This window comes from Mycobacterium sp. TH-M103 (genome assembly GCF_057473785.1).
The window spans coordinates 1-19,993 of sequence record NZ_JBYCLG010000228.1 but is presented as its reverse complement, the minus strand read 5'-3'; the positions used below and the strand labels follow the sequence as shown (position 1 = coordinate 19,993).

20 protein-coding genes and 2 pseudogenes are annotated in these 19,993 nt (G+C 71.8%); 12 read left to right on the top strand and 10 right to left on the bottom strand.

From position 1 onward, the window contains the following. From AC2VOR_RS13355 to AC2VOR_RS13300, 12 genes and pseudogenes are all read left to right on the top strand, one after another. The coding region (locus AC2VOR_RS13355; protein ID WP_486963929.1) for a Kae1-like domain-containing protein at window positions 1-670 on the top strand (670 nt) is incomplete at its 5' end. Further along, complete coding sequence (locus tag AC2VOR_RS13350; RefSeq protein ID WP_369739494.1) at window positions 667-1,395, top strand: HypC/HybG/HupF family hydrogenase formation chaperone; 729 nt, start codon at window positions 667-669, stop codon at window positions 1,393-1,395. The genes AC2VOR_RS13355 and AC2VOR_RS13350, both read left to right, overlap by 4 nt. Continuing rightward, complete coding sequence (locus AC2VOR_RS13345) at window positions 1,388-2,053, top strand: D-sedoheptulose-7-phosphate isomerase (RefSeq protein ID WP_369739495.1); 666 nt, start codon at window positions 1,388-1,390, stop codon at window positions 2,051-2,053. Before AC2VOR_RS13350 ends, AC2VOR_RS13345 begins: the two co-directional genes overlap by 8 nt. Then, window positions 2,050-3,162: a hydrogenase expression/formation protein HypE gene (gene hypE, locus AC2VOR_RS13340; RefSeq protein ID WP_369739496.1), complete on the top strand. Its 1,113-nt coding sequence runs from the start codon at window positions 2,050-2,052 to the stop codon at window positions 3,160-3,162. The genes AC2VOR_RS13345 and hypE overlap by 4 nt, the downstream gene beginning before the upstream one ends. 14 nt (window positions 3,163-3,176) lie before the next feature. Further along, window positions 3,177-3,449 carry a HypC/HybG/HupF family hydrogenase formation chaperone gene (locus AC2VOR_RS13335; RefSeq protein ID WP_369739497.1) on the top strand — a complete coding sequence of 91 codons (273 nt, stop codon included), beginning with the start codon at window positions 3,177-3,179 and terminating at the stop codon, window positions 3,447-3,449. Between the two features lie 9 nt (window positions 3,450-3,458). Beyond that, complete coding sequence (hypD, locus tag AC2VOR_RS13330) at window positions 3,459-4,610, top strand: hydrogenase formation protein HypD (protein WP_486963928.1); 1,152 nt, start codon at window positions 3,459-3,461, stop codon at window positions 4,608-4,610. 35 nt (window positions 4,611-4,645) lie between these two features. Beyond that, window positions 4,646-5,350, top strand: coding sequence for a DUF6390 family protein (locus AC2VOR_RS13325; protein WP_486963930.1), 705 nt, complete (start codon window positions 4,646-4,648; stop codon window positions 5,348-5,350). A gap of 10 nt (window positions 5,351-5,360) precedes the next feature. After that, window positions 5,361-6,482, top strand: coding sequence for an alkaline phosphatase family protein (locus AC2VOR_RS13320; RefSeq protein ID WP_369739499.1), 1,122 nt, complete (start codon window positions 5,361-5,363; stop codon window positions 6,480-6,482). A gap of 402 nt (window positions 6,483-6,884) precedes the next feature. Further along, a pseudogene (locus AC2VOR_RS13315) lies at window positions 6,885-7,409 on the top strand (PPE family protein); the annotation flags it as partial. Window positions 7,410-7,591: 182 nt separating this feature from the next. Then, a complete protein-coding gene (locus AC2VOR_RS13310; protein ID WP_369739501.1) occupies window positions 7,592-7,963 on the top strand; it encodes a PE/PPE C-terminal domain-containing protein in 372 nt (123 codons plus the stop codon). A gap of 105 nt (window positions 7,964-8,068) precedes the next feature. Next, window positions 8,069-8,503 carry a hypothetical protein gene (locus AC2VOR_RS13305; protein ID WP_486963927.1) on the top strand — a complete coding sequence of 145 codons (435 nt, stop codon included), beginning with the start codon at window positions 8,069-8,071 and terminating at the stop codon, window positions 8,501-8,503. Window positions 8,504-8,671: 168 nt separating this feature from the next. Continuing rightward, window positions 8,672-9,655, top strand: a complete 984-nt coding sequence (locus AC2VOR_RS13300; protein ID WP_486963926.1) for a PPE domain-containing protein — start codon at window positions 8,672-8,674, stop codon at window positions 9,653-9,655. Here the strand turns inward: AC2VOR_RS13300 and AC2VOR_RS13295 are convergent. The 10 genes and pseudogenes from AC2VOR_RS13295 to AC2VOR_RS13250 all read right to left on the bottom strand — a co-directional run. Further along, the gene (locus tag AC2VOR_RS13295; RefSeq protein ID WP_486963925.1) at window positions 9,635-10,411 is read right to left on the bottom strand and encodes a gamma-glutamyl-gamma-aminobutyrate hydrolase family protein; all 777 of its coding nucleotides are present in this window, start codon (window positions 10,409-10,411) and stop codon (window positions 9,635-9,637) included. The two genes, AC2VOR_RS13300 and AC2VOR_RS13295, sit on opposite strands and share 21 nt — an antisense overlap. An 81-nt stretch (window positions 10,412-10,492) precedes the next feature. Continuing rightward, window positions 10,493-11,044, bottom strand: a complete 552-nt coding sequence (locus tag AC2VOR_RS13290; RefSeq protein WP_369741675.1) for an alpha/beta hydrolase — start codon at window positions 11,042-11,044, stop codon at window positions 10,493-10,495. Window positions 11,045-11,113: 69 nt separating this feature from the next. After that, window positions 11,114-12,616, bottom strand: a complete 1,503-nt coding sequence (locus AC2VOR_RS13285) for a cobyric acid synthase (RefSeq protein WP_369739505.1) — start codon at window positions 12,614-12,616, stop codon at window positions 11,114-11,116. An 8-nt stretch (window positions 12,617-12,624) separates the two neighbouring features. After that, window positions 12,625-13,482, bottom strand: coding sequence for a type I methionyl aminopeptidase (gene map, locus AC2VOR_RS13280; RefSeq protein ID WP_369739506.1), 858 nt, complete (start codon window positions 13,480-13,482; stop codon window positions 12,625-12,627). Window positions 13,483-13,580: 98 nt separating this feature from the next. Next, window positions 13,581-14,153: a DUF1707 SHOCT-like domain-containing protein gene (locus AC2VOR_RS13275; RefSeq protein WP_369739507.1), complete on the bottom strand. Its 573-nt coding sequence runs from the start codon at window positions 14,151-14,153 to the stop codon at window positions 13,581-13,583. Window positions 14,154-14,211: 58 nt separating this feature from the next. Next, window positions 14,212-16,029, bottom strand: a complete 1,818-nt coding sequence (locus AC2VOR_RS13270) for a penicillin-binding transpeptidase domain-containing protein (protein WP_369739508.1) — start codon at window positions 16,027-16,029, stop codon at window positions 14,212-14,214. A gap of 86 nt (window positions 16,030-16,115) precedes the next feature. Beyond that, complete coding sequence (locus tag AC2VOR_RS13265; protein WP_369739509.1) at window positions 16,116-16,970, bottom strand: GNAT family N-acetyltransferase; 855 nt, start codon at window positions 16,968-16,970, stop codon at window positions 16,116-16,118. 56 nt (window positions 16,971-17,026) lie between these two features. Further along, window positions 17,027-18,199 (bottom strand): flavodoxin-dependent (E)-4-hydroxy-3-methylbut-2-enyl-diphosphate synthase, encoded by a 1,173-nt coding sequence (gene ispG / locus AC2VOR_RS13260; protein WP_369739510.1) that lies wholly within the window; start codon window positions 18,197-18,199, stop codon window positions 17,027-17,029. A gap of 17 nt (window positions 18,200-18,216) precedes the next feature. After that, window positions 18,217-19,431: a M50 family metallopeptidase gene (locus tag AC2VOR_RS13255; RefSeq protein ID WP_369739511.1), complete on the bottom strand. Its 1,215-nt coding sequence runs from the start codon at window positions 19,429-19,431 to the stop codon at window positions 18,217-18,219. Between the two features lie 19 nt (window positions 19,432-19,450). Then, window positions 19,451-19,993, bottom strand: a pseudogene (locus AC2VOR_RS13250) (1-deoxy-D-xylulose-5-phosphate reductoisomerase); the annotation flags it as partial.

The following is a 19,993-nucleotide window of genomic DNA, read 5'->3' as shown; positions in this document are numbered from 1 at the left end:
GCCGCTGCCCGGCGGCGACGCCGCGGTGCGCAACCCGTGGCGGATGGCGCTGGCCCAGTTGTGGGCGGCCGACCTCGACTGGGCCCCGGACCTGGCGCCGGTCGCGGCGGCGAGTGCGCAGGAATTGGCTTTGCTCCGTTCGCAATTGGAGAGTGGGATGGGATGCGTGCCGTGCTCGAGCATGGGCCGGCTCTTCGATGCGGTCGCCTCCCTGCTGGGCGTGCGGCACCGGATCGACTACGAGGGCCAGGCCGCGATCGAACTCGAGGCGCTGGCCGAGTCCGCCGGCCCTGATACCGAAGCGCTCGGGCCGTCGCTGCGGCCGGCGGTGCGGGCCGACGGGGTGATCGATCCCGCCCCCCTGGTGCAGACGCTGGTGTCGGCGCTGCACGCCGGCACCCGGCCCGCGCTGCTCGCCGCGTCGTTCCACCGGGCGGTCGCCGACGCGGTCGCCACCGCGGTCGCCCGGGTGGCCGGGCAGACCCGGCTCGTCGGCCTCACCGGCGGCGTGTTCCAGAACGTGCTGTTGTCGCGCGCCTGCCGTGACCGGCTGCAACACAACGGGTTCGAGGTGCTGACCCACCACACCGTTCCGCCCAACGACGGCGGGCTGGCGCTCGGGCAGGCCGCGGTCGCCACGCTGATCGCGCTCGAGGAGGCCGGGCCGTGACCCCCAACCCCGCCACGGCCATCGATCGCGGGCTCGGCGCGGAGCTGGCCCGGGACCTGGCCGCCGCCGCGTTCAGCCTGGCCAGGCGGTTCGCCGCCGGCGCCACCCTGTGGTCGATCGCGCCGTCGTGGGAACCGCACGCGCTGCACATCGCGGTCGAGTTCGTGCACCCGGTGATCATGGGCAAACGGGCGCTGCCCGCGGTGGCGCTGACCGGGCCGGACATCGTCGACCTCACGCGCGTCTCCGTGCGGCCCGGCGACATCGTGGTCGCGGTGTCCGGCGCCGACGACGCGCGGGTGCGTTCGGTGCTGCGCCGCGCCCCGGCGTGGGGCGCCACCACGCTCTGGATCGGCAGCGGCGAACGGCCCGCGGCCGGTGCGGCCGACCACGTGCTCTGGGTCGACGACCCCGACCCGCGCGTGCCCGCGACGGGCGGGTTCGTGCTGTTCTACCACTTGCTGTGGGAGTTGACGCACGTGTGTTTCGAGCACGCGGGCCTGCTCGAACCCGGGCGCACCGACGCGGTCTGCGTGACGTGCGGTGACGAGGGCCGCCTCGGTGAGGTGGTGGCGGCGTCCGTGGCCGGGCAGGCGCCGGTGCGCACCGCGCGGGGCGTGGAGACGGTGGCGACGGCGCTCGTCGATCCGGTGACCACCGGGGATCTGGTGGTGCTGCACGCCGGTACGGCGATCAGCCGCCTCGACGAGGAGGGCGATGACTGACGAGCCGACGAACTTCCTGTACCCGTTCATCGACGGCGCCGCGGACGACCCGGCCTCCCTGCTCACCGACCTGGCCGCCTCCGCGCAGGCCAAGGCCGCCGAGAGCCTGGCGTTGCGGCGCTCCACGCTGGACGCCAACGCGGAGCTGCTGGACCGCGCCGCCGCCGAGCTGGCCCGCCGATTCGCGGCGGGCGGGCGGATGTTCACCTTCGGCAACGGCGGCAGCTGCACCGACTCCACGACGCTGGCGCGGTTGTTCGCCCGGCCACCGATCGGACGGCCCCTTGCGGCCTGGTCGCTGACCGCCGACCCGGCGATCCTGACCGCGCTGGGCAACGACGTCGGGTTCGAGCTGGTGTTCGCCCGCCAGCTGATCGCCCGCGCCAGGGCCGGCGACATCGCGATCGCGATGTCGACCAGCGGCAATTCGCCGAACCTGCTCGCCGCGCTGGCCGAGGCCCGGCGGCGCGGTCTCTACACCGTCGGTTTCGCCGGCTACGACGGCGGGGCCTTCGTGGACAATGCGGATGTGGATTGCTGCTTCGTCGTGCGCTCGCAGAGCGTGCACCGCATCCAGGAGGCCCAGGCGCTGCTCGCCTATTCGCTGTGGTCGGCCACCCACGGGCGGCTCGGCGACCCGGATGTGGGGGCGGCATGAGTAATTCGGCGGGCGAGTACCTCTCGTCGGGGCCGCGGTTCGCCGAGGGCGAGGTGATCGAGCGCATCGAGTTGTTCCGGCGGCGCCGCCCCAGGCTGCGCGACGAGCAGGTGACCCTGGCGCACGGGGCGGGCGGCAAGGCCTCGGCGGCACTCGTGGACGCGGTGTTCCTGGAGGCGTTCCGCAACCCGGCGCTGGAGTCGCTCGGCGACGGCGCGGTCCTCACCCTGCCCGGCGGCGAGCGGATCGCGATGTCCACCGACTCGTTCGTGGTGCAGCCGCTGCGCTTTCCCGGCGGCTCGATCGGCGCCCTGGCCGTCCACGGCACTTGCAACGACCTGGCGATGGCCGGCGCGGTGCCGTCGTGGATCTCGGCGGCGTTCGTCCTCGAAGAGGGCTTCGCGATCGCCGAGCTCAAGGAGATCGTCGCCGACATGGCTTCCGCCGCGGCGGAAGCCGGCGTGCAGATCGTCACCGGCGACACCAAGGTGGTGCCCCGGGGCGCCGCCGACGGCATGTTCGTCACCACCACCGGGGCCGGCGTCGTTCCCGCGGGCCGCGCGCTGTCGGCGGCGTCGGTGCGCACCGGTGACAAGGTGCTGTTGTCGGGGTCGATGGGCGATCACGGCATGGCCGTGATGCTGGCACGGGGCGACCTGGCCATCGAGGCCGACATCTCCTCGGACACCGCCTCGCTCAGCCCCCTGGTGGAGCTGCTCATGGCGGCCGCCCCGTCCACCCGCTGGCTACGGGATGCGACCCGCGGCGGTGTAGGCACCGTGTGCAACGAACTCGCGCAGGCCTGCGGCCTCGGCGTGCTGCTCGACGAGGAGCGACTGCCCGTGGCGCCCACGGTCAACGGTGCCTGCGAGCTGCTCGGCATCGATCCGCTCTACGTCGCCAACGAGGGCAAGTTCGTCGCGGTCGTCGCCCCCGAGGAGGCGGCCGACGGGCTGGCCGCCCTGCGGTCGCATCCGCTGGGCGCTCAGGCCGCCGAGGTCGGGGAGATCATCGCCGAGCCGGGCGAGAGCGTGGTGCTGCGCACCGGGTTCGGCGGCACCCGGATCGTCGACATGCTCGTCGGGGACCCGCTGCCGCGAATCTGCTGAGAGGAGAACATGGGATGTGCCTTGGCATTCCGGGCCGGATCGTCGAGATCACCGATGCCGCAAACTATCTGGCGAAGGTCGACGTCAGCGGGGTCCAGCGCACGATCAGCGTGCGCCTGCTCGAAGACGACCCGCCCGCACCCGACGACTGGGTGCTGGTGCACGTCGGGTTCGCGATGGCCAAGATCGACGAGACCGAGGCGCTGCTCACCCTGGCCGCCATCCAGAAACTCGGCGACGCGTACAGCACCGAGCTGGAAGCCTTCGACTCTTCGGCGATAACCTGAGGGGGCGCAATGAAATTCGTTGACGAATTCCGCGACCCGGCGGCGGCCCGCAAGCTGCTCGCCGCCATTGAGAAGTTGGCTGAAAAGTTGGCGCGCCCGGCCGGCGACGGCGGCGACCAGTTCAAGTTCATGGAGGTGTGCGGCGGGCACACCCACACCATCTACCGGCACGGCATCGAGCACCTGCTGCCGGGCAACGTCGAACTGGTGCATGGCCCGGGCTGTCCGGTGTGCGTGATCCCGATGGGCCGCATCGACGACGCCATGTGGCTGGCCTCCCAACCCGGCGTCATCTTCACCTGCTTCGGCGACATGATGCGCGTTCCCGGCTCCGACGGCAGCCTGCTGGACGCCAAGGCCAAAGGCGCCGACGTGCGCTTCGTCTACTCGCCGCTGGACGCACTGAAGATCGCGCTCGACAACCCGGACAAGCAGGTGGTCTTCTTCGCCATCGGTTTCGAGACCACCGCACCGTCGACCGCGGTCACGCTGGTACGCGCCCGCGAGCTGGGCGTGGGCAACTTCAGCGTGTTCTGCAATCACGTCACGATCGTTCCGCCGATCAAGGCGATCCTGGAGTCGCCCGACCTGCGGCTGTCGGGCTTCATCGGCCCCGGCCACGTCTCCACCGTCGTGGGCAACCGTCCCTACCGCTTCGTCCCGGAGGTCTACCGAAAGCCGTTGGTGGTGGCCGGCTTCGAACCGCTCGACATCCTGGCCGCGGTCGCGATGCTGCTGACCCAGATCCGCGAGGGCCGCTGCGAGGTGGAAAACCAGTACAAGCGCGTCGTTCCCGAACAGGGTAATCCGGCGGCGCTGGCGCTGCTGGGCAAAGTGTTCGCGTTGCGCCCGCACTTCGAATGGCGTGGCCTGGGCTTCATCTCGCAGAGCGCGCTGCGGTTGCACGACGACTTCGCCGAGTTCGACGCCGAGCTGCGCTTCGCGATGCCCGGCGTGCGCGTCGCCGATCCCAAGGCCTGCCAGTGCGGCGAGGTGCTCAAGGGGGTCCTCAAGCCTTGGGAATGCAAGGTTTTCGGCACCGCGTGCACCCCGGAGACGCCGATCGGGACGTGCATGGTGTCCCCCGAGGGGGCCTGCGCGGCGTACTACAACTTCGGGCGCATGCACCGTGACGCCGTCAAGCTCGCGGGGCACACTTGACGATCGATGGGCCCGGCCCCGGCGACGGCGTGGAGATGTTCGCCCGCTACGCCTACGCCCCCAACGCGCTGGGCTACTGCGGGCCCCCGCTGGGCGCCACCCTGCGCGACGGCTCGGTGGAGGACGTCCGCGCCGCGGCGGCGCGGTTCTCCGGGGCGTGGCCCTATCTGCGCGTCCTGTCGGCCCTGACCGGGATTGCGGACCCGCTCGATCACCGGCTCGTCGAATCCTATTGGCTCGGCGGCGGTGTCGGCGCCGGCGTGGACCCCGACGACTTCTTCGCCGCGCTGCTGGACATCATCGGGCCGCAGGCCGGGCGCTACTGGTCGCATCTCACGACCGACCTGACCCGCGAGGCCGCCCCCAACCACTGCTTCCACGTGTTCGGCGTGTATCCGTGGACGCGGTTCCTGGGCCGCGGCGAGCACCCGCTGAGCGTGCTCGACAACTGCCGCATCAGCTGGGGCACAGTGATTTCCCGCGCCGGGGACGACGTCGAGGTGTCGCGCCGCGCGCTGACGTGGGACGGCCGGTCGCTGGCGCTGGCCGACCCGTCGGTGTTCTCCCTCGACGTCTGGGCCGACGGGTACAGTGCGGTGCCCGACGCGGCGGTCGGCGACGAGGTCGCGGTGCACTGGGGCAGGCTGTGCGGGCGGCTGCGGCCCGCGCAGGTCCGGGCGCTGGCCGGCACCACCACCCGCCAGCTGGAGGTGACCAGCCGGCGGCTCGCAAGGGTCTAGCCTGGCCGCCATGACCGGTTCCCTCTGCGACGTGCTGCCCGCCGCGGCCGCGCTGCTGGGTGTCCCCGGTGCGCCCGACCGTCTCGCGCTGGCGGAGGCGGCCGGGGACCGGGTCGATCGCGTTCTGGTGGTGCTGGTCGACGGGCTGGGCTGGCACCTGCTGCCGGAGCTGGCCGCCGGCGCGCCGCTGCTTTCCTCGGTGCTGGCCGGTGGGAGCGGGCGGCTCACCCGGCTGGCGTGCACGTTCCCGTCGACGACGCCGACCAGCCTGGTGTCCCTGGGCACCGGCGCGCGTCCCGGCGAACACGGCATCCTGGGCTTCACCCTCAACGTCCCCGGCACCGACCGGGTGCTCAACCACATCCTCTGGCGCGACGACCCGCCGTACGCCGCCTGGCAGCCGTTGCCGACCTGGTTTGGCCGTCTCGAGCGCGCGGGCGTCGCCGCACACGCCGTGCTGCCCGCGGCGTTCATGGGCAGCGGTCTGACCGACGCGGCCTACCGCGGGGCGCGGTTCGTCCCGACCCTTCCCGGCGACGACTACGCCGCGGCGCTGACCGCCACGCTGCGCTCGGCGCCGGGCCTCGTCTACGGCTACACCGCCGACCTCGACACCGCAGCGCACGTGGCCGGAATCGGTTCGCCCGCCTGGCATGGGGCGGCGGCCCGGGTCGATGCGCTGCTGACCCGGCTGGTCGAGGAGTTGCCCGCCGGTGCCGTGCTGCTGGTGATCGCCGACCACGGCGGCCTCAACGTCGGGCCGGATGCCCGCATCGACCTCGACGCCGACCCGCGCCTGGCCGCCGGAGTGCGGGTGGTGGCCGGCGAGCCGCGGGTGCGCCACCTGCACACCGAGGCGGGTGCCGCCGCCGACGTGCGGGCGGCCTGGGCCGGGATCCTCGGTGACCGCGCGCAGGTCCACAGCCGTGAGGAGGCCGTGGCCAGCGGGGTGTTCGGGCCGGTCGACCCGCGCCACGCGGCCCGCATCGGTGACGTCGTGGTCACCTGCACCGGCGACCTGGCCGTATTGGCGACCGCGCACGAACCCCCGGAGACGGCTCGGCTCATCGGTTTTCACGGCGCGGCCACCCCCGCCGAGATGGCCATCCCCCTCATCGTCCGGCGCGGCTGACACCGTGGCGGCGACGCCCACCCCGGCGCATAGTTGCGAACTATTTGCATTATTGTTGCGAATCAATTGCATCTGTGAGCCCCCGCCCGGTTAGGTTCTTCTTGCGGGGATCGCTTCCGACCGAAGGGACGCCATATGACCGGTCCTGCGCCCGCTCGCTGGCGCCGGACGCGATCGCCACCACGCCGAACCCAGGTCCGGCGAAGCTCTGCACATCGATAGCCGTTGCGCCGCAATCGTTTCGGATGTCGATACTTGACCATGCCCAAAAATTCTGGGCGCCAGTCGTTCTGTGTGCACGGGCCGTCGCGACCCGCGTACGCACACCACCAGCCAGCCAACCCACGGGAGGACCCGGTCATCGATTTCGCAGCGCTTCCACCGGAAGTCAACTCCGCACGCATGTACACCGGACCGGGGCCCGGCCCCCTGCTGACCGCGGCAGCCGCCTGGGACGGCCTGGCCGCAGGATTGTCGCGTACCGCGGCCGATTACGGATCGGTGGTCGCAGACATCACCACCGGCTCCTGGCGTGGGCCGGCATCGGCCGCCGTGGCGGCGGCCGCCGCGCCCTACGTCGCCTGGATGGGGAGCAGCGCCGCGCAGGTCGCACGGACCGCCGCCCAGGCCAAGGCGGCCGCCGGGGCCTATGAGGCCGCCTTCGCCATGACGGTGCCCCCGCCGGTGATCGTGGCCAACCGCGCGCAGCTGACGTCGCTGGTCGCCACCAACCTGCTGGGCCAGAACACCCCGGCGATCGCGGCCACCGAAGCGCAGTACGCCGAGATGTGGGCCCGGGACACCGCGGCGATGTACGGCTACGCGGGCTCGTCCGCGGACCCGACGTCGTTCCCCGCCCCGCCGCACACCACCGGCGGCGCCACCGAGGCCCAGACCACGATCTCCCAGCTCATGGCGTCGGCGCCGACGGCGCTGAAGACGCTCTCCGCCCGGGCCTGGGCGGCATCCAGAACTGGCTCGGGCTGGGCGGGGTCGACATCTCCAGCCCGGCGGGAATCCTCAGCCTGCTGGGCGGAACCGACGGGTCACCGCTCGGCGCCTTCATCAACGACAACGCCCTGAACACGATCTTCTCCTCGGGCTTCTACATGCCGGGAAACTTCTTGGGCAACGTGGTCGATTTCCTCGGCCTGCAGGGCGCCGGCGCGGCCACCGGCGGGCTCGGCCAGTCGATAGGCGGGCTCGGCGGCGCGGTGTCGGCCGGGCTGAGGCACGCGGCCTCGATCGGCCCGCTGTCCGTGCCCCCCGCCTGGACCGCCACCGGCCCCATGGGCGCGGCCGGCTCGGCGTTGCCCGGCCCGGGCGCACTCGGCAGCCTCGGCAACCCCGCAGCGCAGGGGCCGGCGAGCATGCTCGGGGGCATGCCGCTGTCCGCGCGGGCCGGGCGCGGCTTCGTCCCCCAGCTGCCCCGCTACGGGTCGACGCCCACCGTGATGCCCCGCGTCCCGGCCGTCGGGTGAGCCGGCGACCTCGTCGCCCGGCCGCACCCTTAGGGGAACGCACACCTGACTCTGATCGTTCTCACAGGTGGCCGAGACCACCGCCCCACTACAGTCGAAACCACTGTGAAGTTTCGGTGTGGCGGTAGGAGTCGGCGGTGGTGGCCGGCGCTCGCGGCCCTGGCCGCACTGTGTGTCCTGGCCGCCGTGACGACGGGCTGGGCATCCCGGGGCACCGCGGTGGCCGCCGCCATCGTCCCGCAACCCGTCACCGTGTCGCACGCCGGTGCCGGCGGCCCTCACGCGCAGCCCGACGATCGCTCGGGATACTCTGTCGCCCACGGCCTTTCGAGCGACCGTTCGCCGATGCACCAGAAAAAGAACGCCTGGATGACCCGCGACCGACCGCCGACCGGGAGCCGCGTCGCCGCCCAGGCGGTGCGGTCCCCGTCGCCCGCCGTCGCGCCGCACTGCCGGCCCGGCGACATCGACGCGCGCGCGCCCGCGGTCACCCCGACTGCCCGCGACATCCTGACCGAGCTCTGCGTCGCCCGCTGCTGACAGGCCTGCGCCGGACCGTCGCTGCTGCCGATTCGCCGAGACGCGAGCGGGTAAAGCCTTCGACATGTGTCCGACGACCCCCGGCATCGGCCCGTCCTCGCACTCGAGCATCGAGGGAGTTTTCATGTTCCTGCGCACCGCCCGATCCGTCCGTCAAGTGAGCTAGCGATGAACTTCGGGATGCGACCACCGGAGATCATCTCCGCGCAGCTGTATTCGGGCCCCGGTTCGGAGCTGATGATGACCGCCGCCGCCGCCTGGGAGACGCTGGCCGGCGCCCTGGGGGAGGCGGCGGCGGGCTACGCCGCGGCGATCGGGCAACTCGCGCGGGACTGCCCCGACCCGGCGACGGCCCGGGCCCTGGCTCGCCACCGCGAATGGCTGGACACCCTCGCCGCGCGGGCCCGGCAGACCGCCGCCCACGCCGAGGCGGCCGCGACCGCCTACGAGGCGGCGTTCGCCGCGACGGTTCCACCACCCGCGGTCGAGGCCAACCGAGCGCGGCGCGCGGCGTTGGCCGCCACGAATTTCCTGGGCCACACCAGCGCGGACGTCGCGGACACCGACGCCGTCTACGAGCAGATGTGGGCGCAGGACGCCGCCGCCATGTACGCGTACGCGGCCGCGTCCGCGGATGCGGCGACGGTGCCGCCCTTCGCCCCGCCGCCGGCTCACCGCGGCGAGACGGCCCCGGGGGTGTCCGGCGGCTGGCGGGTCAAGGCGGCTTCGGACGTCGTCGCGGCCGGCCGGCAGGTGACCGCGGCAATCCCCGACGGATTGGCCGGGCTCTCCCGCTCACCGCTGAGCAGCTTCGATGAGCCCCTGCTGCCGGTGACGGCGTCGCTGTCCAAGCTCAGTTCGCTGTCCGCGCCGCTGGACGTCGCGATCAGCCACCTCAACTCCCTCAACAAGGCGGCGGCGCTGCGCTGGATGCTGCCCGATCCGGGTGGTGCCGGCGGCGCGAAGATCACCGTGCGAGTCGGTTGCGGGGCGTCGGTCGGGCTGTTGACGGTGCCGCGCGGCTGGACCGAACCCGCGCCGACCACGCGCGGTCCCGCACGGCCGCTGCGGCGGGCGCGCGTCGGCGAGCCGATCCGCCTGGTCGCCGAGACCGAACCACCGGGGCAACCGTCACGACGCAGGCCGAGCTGAGCCCGGCGCACCGGGTTTCACCGCAGCGGCGTATGCGCGCGCGGCCTCCACGATCGCCGAGAACAGCCTCAGGTCCCCCAGGCACTCCTCCGGATGCCATTGCACGGCCAGCGCGAAGCCGTCGCCCGGCACCTCGAGCGCCTCGACCACCCCGTCGGCGTCCCACGCGCTGACCACCAGTCCCGCACCCACCTCCGCGACGGCCTGATGGTGGTAACAGCGCACCTCGGCTGATTCGCCGAGCAGTCCCGCCAACCGCGTGCCGGGCACCGTGCGCACCGCCAACGAGGTGAAGACCGCGTTGCCGGCCCGATGGCCGTGGTGGCCCAGGACGTCGGGCAGGTGCTGGTGCAGCGTCCCGCCGAAGGCCACGTTGAGCACCTGCGCGCCGCGGCAGATGCCCAGTACCGGCAGCCCGCGCCGCAGCGCGGCCCGCAACAACGCGAACTCCCAGTCGTCGCGCGCGGGTACCGGCTGGTCGGTGTCCGGGTGCGCCTGCTGCCCGTAGGCCGCGGGATCGATGTCGTTGCCGCCGGTGAGCACCAGGGCGTCGAGGCGGTCAAGCACCCGGTCGGCGACGCCGGGCCCCACCGCCTGCGGCGGCAGCAGCACCGCGACGCCACCGGCCATCGTGACGCCCCGGAAATAGTCGGCGGGCAGGAAACCGGCCGGCACGTCCCACACCCCGGTCCGCGCCCGGTCCAGGTAGGTGGTCAGGCCGACGACCGGACCGGCCGTTACAGCGGTGTCGACCACGCATCGCCTCCTCGGTCACCGCCGACGCGCCGCACCGCGCGGCAGCCGTCGGTAAATCGCTTGCAGCCCAACCGGGCGGGACTACCAGGTGCTGGTGCGCAGCACGATCTCGGCGGCCAGCTGGGCGGTCGACTCCTGCGCCGTGCGTCGGGCAAGTTCCACGACGCGGTAATCGGAGTAGACGAACCGCTGGCTTTCGTGGGCCACCGCGCGGGCCGCCGGGGAACTGACCAGCACGGTCGTCCCGATCTCCACCGACGGGCAACGGTCGTCGCGCACCGCGCCTCCGGTGTCGGCCACTCGCGGATGTCCACGGTCGATGACCACCAGGCCGACGAACCGGCCCAGCCTGGTCGCCGCCAACTCCCAGGCGAGTTCTCCCCCGGCACGGTCGCCGACCACGACGGCCCACCCGACGCCCAGCGCATCGAGGATGCCGATCACCGACTTGGGGGTCAGCCGCGGGTCGAAGCCGATGACGACCGTCCGCAGCGAGGCCGTGTGCAGCCGCTCGCACACCGCGTCGTAGGCCGCCGGCAGCCGCTGCGCGTCGCCCAGGATGACCACGACCACGCCCTTCTCCGGACCGGAGATCCCCACGGGAACGGGAAACCCGTCCAGGGTGGTCATCATCGAGGGCACTTACGCACGCTACAGCTGATCGGCATGCGGGCGCGAGGCTTTTCGGCAGCCACCAGCCGGTCAGACCCGCAACTCGGTTGCGATGTGTGGTCGCCGCGGCGGCGACGCGTCGAGCAGGCCCAGGACGGCGCCGAGGTCCAGGTGCGACTCCAGCAACTCGGCGACGACGTCCAGCTGGGCGTCGCGCCGGGCGGCGACATCGACGTCTCCGACGACGAATCCGCGGCGTCCGGCCGCGTCGGCGACGCGGGTCAGCCACGCGCGGCGGAACCCGTCGTTGTCGAGCAGCCCGTGCCAATGCGTGCCGAAAACCGCGGCGCGCTCGATGCCCTGCGGTTCGGACTCGACCTCGAACCAGCTCCGTTCGGCGCACCGGGACAGCCGCCCGTGATGGATCTCGTATCCGGTCAGCGGCCGCTGCCAGCGCCGCAGGACCTTGGCCTCGGCGAAGGCGATGTCGGCGTCCAGCAACCCCAGCCCGGCGGTTTCCCCCGCCCGGGATTCCACCGGGTCCACGATGCGCCGGCACAGCATCTGGAAGCCGCCGCAGATGCCCAGCACCGGCTTGCCGGCGCGGGCGTGACCGACGATCGCGCCGGCCAGGCCGCGGTCCCGCAGCCAGGCCAGGTCGGCGACGGTGGCCTTGCTGCCCGGCAGCACGATCAGGTCGGCGTCGGCCAGGTCGGCGGGGTCTGTTACCCAGCGCACCAGGACGCCCGGCTCGCAGGCCAGCGCCTCGACGTCGGTGGAGTTGGAGATGCGCGGCAGGCGAACCGCCGCGACCCGCAGCCATTCGTCGCCGCATGGTGGCGCGGGCCTGCCCACGGCGCGGTGGGCGACCACCGACAGCGAGTCCTCGGCGTCCAGCCAGAGGTCGTCGGCGTAGGGCAGCACACCGTAGGTGGGGCGCCCGGTCATGGCGTGCAGCTGCCGCAGGCCCGGCTCCAGCAGTGCGGGGTCCCCGCGGAACTTGTTGACGACGAAGCCGGCGACCAGCGCCTGGTCCTCGGGTTCGAGCACGGCCAGCGTGCCGAACAGATGCGCGAGAAGACCGCCGCGGTCGATGTCCCCGACCAGCAGCACCGGAAGGTTCGCGGCCCTGGCCAGGCCCATGTTCGCCACATCGGTTGCGCGCAGGTTGATCTCGGCGGGAGAACCCGCGCCCTCGCAGATCACCGCATCGAATTCTCTACGCAAGCAGGACAATTCGTCGGAAACGATGCCGGCGAGCCGGTCGCGGTTTTTCATGTAGTCCGCGGCGGCGACCGATCCGTCGACCCGGCCGCGGATCACCAGCTGCGACGTGCGGTCGCCGCCCGGTTTGAGCAGGATCGGGTTGAAGCGGACGCTGGGTTCCAGGCCCGCCGCCCGGGCCTGGAACGCCTGGGCCCGCCCGATCTCGCCGCCCTCGACGGTGACGGCCGAGTTGTTGGACATGTTCTGCGCCTTGAACGGCGCGACCCGGACCCCGCGGCGGGCCAGCAGCCGGCACAGGCCCGCCACCACCACCGACTTCCCGGCGTCGGAGCTGGTGCCGGCGACCAGCAGCGCCCCGCTCACCATTTACGGCGTCATGGCAGCGTGAGGATCTCGACACCGGTCTCGGTGACCAGCAGCGTGTGCTCGAACTGCGCTGTCCACTTGCGGTCCTTGGTGACCACCGTCCAGCCGTCGTCCCAGATCTCGTAGTCCAGCGCGCCGAGGTTGATCATCGGCTCGATGGTGAACGTCATGCCCGGCTGCATGGTCGTGGTCACCGAGGGCTGCTCGTAGTGCAGCACCACCAGCCCGTTGTGGAACGTGGTGCCGATCCCGTGCCCGGTGAAGTCGCGAACCACGTTGTAGCCGAACCGGTTCGCATACGACTCGATCACCCGGCCGACGACCGACAGCGCACGCCCCGGTTTGACGGCGTTGATCGCCCGCATCGTGGCCTCGTGGGTGCGCTCCACCAGCAGCCGGTGCTCCTCGGAGACGTCGCCGGCCAGGAAGGTGGCGTTGGTGTCGCCGTGCACCCCGTCGATGTAGGCGGTGACGTCGATGTTGACGATGTCGCCGTCCTCGACCACCGTCGAGTCGGGGATGCCGTGGCAGATGACCTCGTTGAGCGAGGTGCAGCACGACTTGGGGAACCCCTTGTATCCCAGCGTGGACGGGTAGGCGCCGTGGTCGACCATGTACTCGTGGGCGATCCGGTCCAGTTCGTCGGTGGTGACCCCCGGCGCGACGGCCTTGCCCGCCTCGGCCAGCGCGCCCGCCGCGATCCGGCCGGCGACGCGCATTTTCTCGATGACCTCCGGCGTCTGCACCCACGACTCGCTGCCCTCTTGGGCGGTCGCCTTGCCGACGTACTCCGGGCGCGGGATGCGGGCGGGCACCGGCCGGGTGGGGGACAACACTCCGGGGGAAAGCACGGTGCGAGCAGACATACCGCCAGCTTAATCGCCCGGCCCGGGGCCGGCCCGGCCACGCGTGTGGATCGGCCGCGTCCGCGGTGCACACAGGGCGGCGACACGCCGCCGCCGATTTACCCCCGATGCCGGCGCAGGAGCGACCGGCGCGGCCCCCGGATGGTCACCGATCCGCACACCACCCGCCCCGTCAGCACCACATGCGGCCTTCCCTCGCCCGGTGCGTCCTTGCGTCGGTCGCTGGCGCTGCCGCCGTAGACCTCGACGTCGTCGATCGAGGCGCTGGCGCCGGCGGGCAACCGGATCTGCACCGAGCCGAACCTCATGTCCATCTCGATGACCACCACCGGCCCCGCGAACCGGGCCCTGGTCAGGTCGAGTTCCACCGAGCCCAGTCGGCGCACCAGCGCCAGGCGGGTGGGCACCGTCCATTCGCCGTGCCGCTTCAGCGAGCCCGCCCAGCCCCGCAGCTCCACCCGGTCCGCCGCGGAGCTGACGATGGCGCCGGGCCCCGGCAGGTCGCCGACCAGCACGTCCAGCTCGCCCCGGGTACGAGCGTAGGACACCTGCGACGAGCGCTGCTCGAACTCGTCGACGTCGATCAGCCCGAGCGCGACGGCGTTGTGCAGCCGCCGCATCGTGCCGTTGCGGTCGGCGTCGGAAACCCGCAGCGATACCGGAGCCACCATGTCTCCACCGCTTTCAGCGCCCACCCCGGCAATTTACCGCTGCGGGCGGGCCGGGGCCTCACGCCAGGAAATCCGGGGGCAGCGACTCGAACATCACCTTGGTCATCCGGACCGCGTACTCCGAGCTGCCACCCCCGACGATCAGGGACGCGAACGCCAGGTCGCCGCGGTACCCGGCGAACCACGAGTGCGATCCGCCCGGGAACTCGGCCTCGCCGGTCTTCCCGAACACCGCCCCGCAGCCCGAGATCTCCTTGGCGGTCCCGTTGGTCACCACCAGCCGCATCATGGGCCGCAGGGCCTCGACCATCTTGGGGCTGATGGGCGTCGCGTCACCCTGTACCGTCGTCGGCCGCCCGGCGATCAGCTGCGGCACCGGCGTCCTGCCGGCAGCCACCGTGGCGGCCACCAGGGCCATGCCGAACGGGCTGGCCAGCACGCGTCCCTGCCCGAAGCCGTCCTCGGTGCGCTCGGCCAGGTCCACCGTCGGCGGCACCGAGCCGGTGACCGTGGTGATGCCCTCGACCTGGTAGTCCAGCCCGATGCCGTAGCGGCTGGCCGCCTGGGTCAGCCCGCGCGGCGGCATCTTGCTGCTCAGCTCGGCGAATGTGGTGTTACAGGAACTGGCGAACGCGCGCGACATCGGCACCACGCCGAGGTCGAAGCCGCCGTAGTTGGGGATGCTGCGGTGCCCGATGTCGATGTGGCCCGGGCAGCCCATCATCGTGTTGGGCGTGGCCATGTCGCGCTCGACGGCCGCACCGGCGGTCACCATCTTGAACGTCGACCCCGGCGGGAACAGCCCGGTGGTGGCGAGCGGGCCGTCGGCGTCGGCCCCGGCGTTCTGCGCGATCGCCAGGATCTCCCCGGTCGACGGCTTGATCACCACCATCATCGCCTTACCGCCGCGGCTGTCGACGGCGTGCTGGGCGGCATTCTGCACCGCCCGGTCCAGGGTGAGCGAGACCGACGGCGCCGGAGACCCCGGAACCTCGTGCAGCACTTCGACTTCGACACCGTTCTGGTTCACGCTGACCACCCGCCAACCCGGCTCGCCGTCGAGTTGGCCGATGACCGTCTTCTTCACCTCGGCCACCACCGTCGACGCGAAATGCGGGTCAGTGGGCAGCATCTCGGGCTGGGGCGTGATCACGATGCCGGGCAGCCGGCCGATCGCCGGGAAAACCTTGTCGTTGTCGTCCGGATGCAGGGTGACCAGGTCCACCGGCTGGGTCGACGAGCTGGCCTGCTCCGCGAGCAGCTGGGGATCGCCGAGCGCGTCGTTGAAGGGGTGCAGGACGTCGGCCACCGCGTGCGCCGTCGAGCTCAGGGCCAACCCGGAGCCGGCCTGCGTGGCGTCCAGCGTGTAGTGGTACAGGTAGCCCGGCACCAGCACGTCGGTGCCGCCGAGTTCGTTGACCGAGGCGCGCCGCGGCCGGTCGGCCCGCAGCGCGAACGTCTGGTGCTCGCCCAGCTTGGGGTGCAGCCCGGTGGTGGTCCAGCGCACGCGCCAGCGTCCCTCGTAGCGGGCCATCTTCAGCTCGCCGTCATAGGTCCAGACCCGGTCCTTCGGCAGATGCCAGGAGAAGCGGTAGTCCACCTTGCCGGTGTCCTCGGCGTACCTGGCGCTGAGCACCTGCGCGTCGAGGTGGGTGGCCTGCAGCCCCGCCCAGGCCGCGTTGAGCGCCTCGCGGGCGTCGTTGGGGCTGTCGCTGAGCTGGGCGGCGCTGGCGGTATCCCCGACGGCCAGGGCGGCGAAGAACTGCTCGGCGGCCGGGCCGGGCCCGTCGGGCCGCGGGGTGCACGCGGACAGCGCGATCGCGGCAACGACCACCAAGCACGTGACTGACGAGACGAATGTTGTTCGAGTTGCCATCGGTGCTGATGTTAAGAACAGTGACACCGCCGCCCGCGCAGACACACCGAGACGAAACCGTTACGTCCGCGGCCCCGGCGCGGGGGCTAGTCCAGCAGGACGGTCGCGAACGTGCCGACCTCGGTGAAGCCGACGCGCGCATACGCCGCGCGGGCCACCGCGTTGAAGTCGTTGACGTAGAGGCTGGCGATGCGCCCGGCGCCCACGATTACCGCGGCCACCGTCGCGGTGCCGCCCGTGCCCAGTCCCTGGCCGCGCCACTCCGGGTGCACCCAGACGCCCTGGATCTGGCCGACCGCCGGGGACTGCGACCCCACCTCGGCCTTGAAGACGACCTGACCGTCCTCGAAGCGCGCCCAGGCCCGCCCGGCGGCGATCAGGCTGGCCACCCGGCGCCGGTAGCCACGGCCGCCGTCGCCGATGCGCGGGTCGACACCCACCTCCCCGATGAACATGTCGACGGCGGCCACCAGGTAGGCGTCCAACTCGTCCGGCCGGACCTGGCGCACCCCGACGTCGATGTCGCAGTTGGGATGGGCGGACAGCGCCATCAGCGGCTGCTGCTCGCGCACGTCACGCGCCGGGCCCCACGCCACCTCGAGCCGCTCCCACATCGGCAGCACCAGGTCGGCCCTGCCGACCAGCGACGAACAGCGCCGCGTCCCGCTCATCGCCTCGTCGGCGAACGCGTTGAGGTCGGCCGGCGCGCCACGCAGCGGGATCAGGTTGGCGCCGGCAAAGCACAACGACTCCTCCGGGCCGCGGCGGGTCCACAACTCGCCGCCGATCGCGTTGGGGTCGACGCCGTGGTCGGCGACGCGGGCCGCGACCATGCACGACCCGACCGGGTCCTCGTCGAAAACGCGCCACACGGTGGCGGCATCGCGCACCACGGACACCCGCCGCTCGCCGACGAGGCGGAAGATGGGCGGAGCCGACATGGGGGCGAACTCCCTGTGGTGGGTGCCGGGGACCGGTGCGAGCGCACCGGCCCCTATCAGCTTACGGTCACAACCGGCGAACCGCTCGCGGTTGTCTGCGGCCCGTCGCCCGATTCGTCACCCGTTTCGGACGCGAGACGCATCGCCTCCTCGATCAGGGTCTCGACGATCTTGGCTTCCGGAACGGTCTTGATCACCTCGCCCCGAACGAAGATCTGGCCCTTGCCATTTCCCGACGCCACGCCCAGGTCCGCCTCGCGGGCCTCGCCGGGACCGTTGACGACGCAGCCCATCACGGCGACCCGCAGCGGCACGTCGAGACCGTCCAAGCCGGCGGTGACCTCGTTGGCCAGCGTGTAAACGTCGACCTGGGCCCGGCCGCACGACGGGCACGACACGATCTCGAGCCCCCGCGGCCGCAGGTTGAGCGACTCGAGGATTCCGACGCCGACCTTGACCTCCTCTACCGGCGGGGCCGACAGCGACACCCGGATGGTGTCGCCGATGCCCTTGGACAGCAGCGCGCCGAAGGCGACCGCGGACTTGATGGTGCCCTGGAACGCCGGCCCGGCCTCGGTGACCCCCAGATGCAGCGGGTAATCGCACCGGGCGGCCAGCAACTCGTAGGCGGCGACCATCACCACCGGGTCGTTGTGCTTGACGCTGATCTTGATATTCCCGAAACCGTGCTCCTCGAACAGCGAGGCCTCCCACAGCGCCGACTCCACCAGCGCCTCGGGGGTGGCCTTGCCGTACTTCTCCAGGAACCGCTTGTCCAGCGAGCCGGCGTTGACGCCGATGCGGATCGGGATGCCGGCGTCGCCGGCGGCCTTGGCGACCTCGCCGACCCGGCCGTCGAACTCCTTGATGTTGCCGGGGTTGACCCGCACCGCGGCGCAGCCGGCGTCGATGGCGGCGAAGATGTACTTGGGCTGGAAGTGGATGTCGGCGATCACCGGGATCTTGCTCTTGGACGCTATCGCGGCCAGCGCGTCGGCGTCCTCCTGACGCGGACAAGCCACCCGCACGATGTCGCAGCCCGCCGCGGTCAACTCGGCGATCTGCTGCAGCGTCGAGTTGACGTCGTGGGTCTTGGTGGTGCACATCGACTGCACCGAGATCGGGTGGTCGCTGCCCACCCCGACGTCGCGAACCATCAGCTGGCGCGTGGGGCGACGGGGCGCGAGCGTGGGTGCCGGGGCGTCCGGCATTCCCAGGCCAACAGACACTTTTTGCCTTCTCTCGTCTACTGGAACAGCCGGATCGGATTCACCAGGTCGGCCGTGACGGTCAGCAGCATGTACCCGACGACGAAGACCAGGACCACATACGTCGCGGGCATCAGCTTGAGATAGTTCACCGGCGCGGCCGCCACCATGCCGCGGGCCGAGCGGATCATGTTGCGGACCTTCTCGAACACCGCGATCGCGATGTGGCCGCCGTCGAAGGGCAGCAGCGGCACCAGGTTGATCGCACCGAGGATGAGGTTCAACTGGGCCAGGAAGAACCAGAACGCCACCCACAGCCCGTGGTCGACGGTGTCGCCGCCGATGATGCTGGCCCCGACGACGCTCATCGGCGTCTGCGGGTCGCGCTGCCCACCGCCGATGGCATGCACCAGCGCGCCGACCTTCGTCGGGATCGCGACCAGCGCCTTGCCCACCTCGACGGTCAGTCCCCCGGCGAACGCGAACGTGGCCGGCACCGCGGAGAACACGCCGTAGTGGGTGGGCGTGAGCCTGACGGCGCCGACACCGATGGCGCCGACCGTCGAGGCCTCCGGCTTGCCGCCCTGTCCGTTTCCGACAAAGCGTTGCGTGGGCGTGATGTCGACATAGGTGGTGACGGTGGAGCCGTCCCGTTCCACGACGACCGGAACGGTCCCGTGCAGCTTGCGGACCGCCGCGGCCATGTCCTCGAAGCTGGACACCGGGGTGTCGCCGACCTTGACCACGATGTCGCCGGGGCGGATCCCGGCGCGCGCGGCCGGACCGGGGCCCGTGCAGGTCCCGAGCTTGCCCGGCGCCACTTCCGGTGCCACACACGCCGTTTCGCCGACCACGGCCCTGGTGGGTGGGTGCAGGTTAGGCAGACCCCAGACCAGTGCGATCCCGTAGAGCAGCACCAGGCAGATGACGAAGTTCATGCCGGGGCCCGCGAACAACACCGCGACCCGCTTCCAGGTCGCCTGCTTGTACATCGCCCGGTCGGTCTCGTCGGGCGCCAGCTCCTCGACCGGCGTCATGCCGGCGATGTCGCAGAAGCCGCCCAGCGGGACGCCCTTGACGCCGTACTCGGTCTCCCCGCGCCGGATCGACCACAGCGTGGGCCCGAAGCCGACGAAGTAGCGGCGCACTTTCATGCCGGTGGCGCGCGCCACCCACATGTGGCCGCACTCGTGCAGGGCCACCGAGATCAGGATGGCCAGCGCGAACAGCACAATGCCGATAACGAACATCATTTCGCTGCCAGGACCTTTCTCAAGCCAATCCCGAGACCTTGTCAGGGGCCACTGCCGGGGTCGCAGACGTTGCTACTGCGACGGCGCGCCGCGCCCGCTCCCGTGCCCAGCGCTGCGCGTCCAGTACCTCATCCACGTTAGCGGGTGATACGGCCCATTGGTCGGCGGCGTGCAGCACCTCGGCGATCGTTTTGACGATGCCCGGGAAGCCGATCCGGCCGTCGAGGAACGCTTCGGCCGCCTCTTCGTTGGCGGCGTTGTAGACCGCGGTCATGCAGCCGCCGGTCTCCCCGGCCCGCCGGGCGAGGTCGACCGCGGGGAACACGTCGCCGTCGAGCGGCTCGAATTCCCAGGTCGAGGCGGTGCTGAAGTCGCAGGAGGCGGCCGCGCCGGGGACGCGGCGCGGCCAGCCCAGCGCCAGCGAGATGGGCAGCTTCATGTCCGGCGGGCTGGCCTGCGCGATCGTCGAGCCGTCGACGAAGGTGACCATCGAATGAACGATCGACTGCGGGTGCACGACCACCTCGATGCGGTCGTAGGGGATGCCGAACAGCAGGTGGGT

Excerpts from the sequence above, each read along its gene's own strand:
- AC2VOR_RS13275 (WP_369739507.1), bottom strand. The coding sequence starts at position 14,153 with ATGGTGGCTCCGGTATCGCTGCGGGTTTCCGACGCCGACCGCAACGGC.
- AC2VOR_RS13335 (WP_369739497.1), top strand. The coding sequence starts at position 3,177 with ATGTGCCTTGGCATTCCGGGCCGGATCGTCGAGATCACCGATGCCGCA.
- hypE (WP_369739496.1), top strand. The coding sequence starts at position 2,050 with ATGAGTAATTCGGCGGGCGAGTACCTCTCGTCGGGGCCGCGGTTCGCC.
- AC2VOR_RS13320 (WP_369739499.1), top strand. The coding sequence starts at position 5,361 with ATGACCGGTTCCCTCTGCGACGTGCTGCCCGCCGCGGCCGCGCTGCTG.
- AC2VOR_RS13300 (WP_486963926.1), top strand. The coding sequence starts at position 8,672 with ATGAACTTCGGGATGCGACCACCGGAGATCATCTCCGCGCAGCTGTAT.
- hypD (WP_486963928.1), top strand. The coding sequence starts at position 3,459 with ATGAAATTCGTTGACGAATTCCGCGACCCGGCGGCGGCCCGCAAGCTG.
- AC2VOR_RS13325 (WP_486963930.1), top strand. The coding sequence starts at position 4,646 with ATGTTCGCCCGCTACGCCTACGCCCCCAACGCGCTGGGCTACTGCGGG.
- AC2VOR_RS13310 (WP_369739501.1), top strand. The coding sequence starts at position 7,592 with ATGCCGGGAAACTTCTTGGGCAACGTGGTCGATTTCCTCGGCCTGCAG.
- AC2VOR_RS13290 (WP_369741675.1), bottom strand. The coding sequence starts at position 11,044 with ATGATGACCACCCTGGACGGGTTTCCCGTTCCCGTGGGGATCTCCGGT.
- map (WP_369739506.1), bottom strand. The coding sequence starts at position 13,482 with ATGTCTGCTCGCACCGTGCTTTCCCCCGGAGTGTTGTCCCCCACCCGG.
- AC2VOR_RS13270 (WP_369739508.1), bottom strand. The coding sequence starts at position 16,029 with ATGGCAACTCGAACAACATTCGTCTCGTCAGTCACGTGCTTGGTGGTC.
- AC2VOR_RS13345 (WP_369739495.1), top strand. The coding sequence starts at position 1,388 with ATGACTGACGAGCCGACGAACTTCCTGTACCCGTTCATCGACGGCGCC.
- AC2VOR_RS13285 (WP_369739505.1), bottom strand. The coding sequence starts at position 12,616 with ATGGTGAGCGGGGCGCTGCTGGTCGCCGGCACCAGCTCCGACGCCGGG.
- AC2VOR_RS13265 (WP_369739509.1), bottom strand. The coding sequence starts at position 16,970 with ATGTCGGCTCCGCCCATCTTCCGCCTCGTCGGCGAGCGGCGGGTGTCC.
- AC2VOR_RS13255 (WP_369739511.1), bottom strand. The coding sequence starts at position 19,431 with ATGATGTTCGTTATCGGCATTGTGCTGTTCGCGCTGGCCATCCTGATC.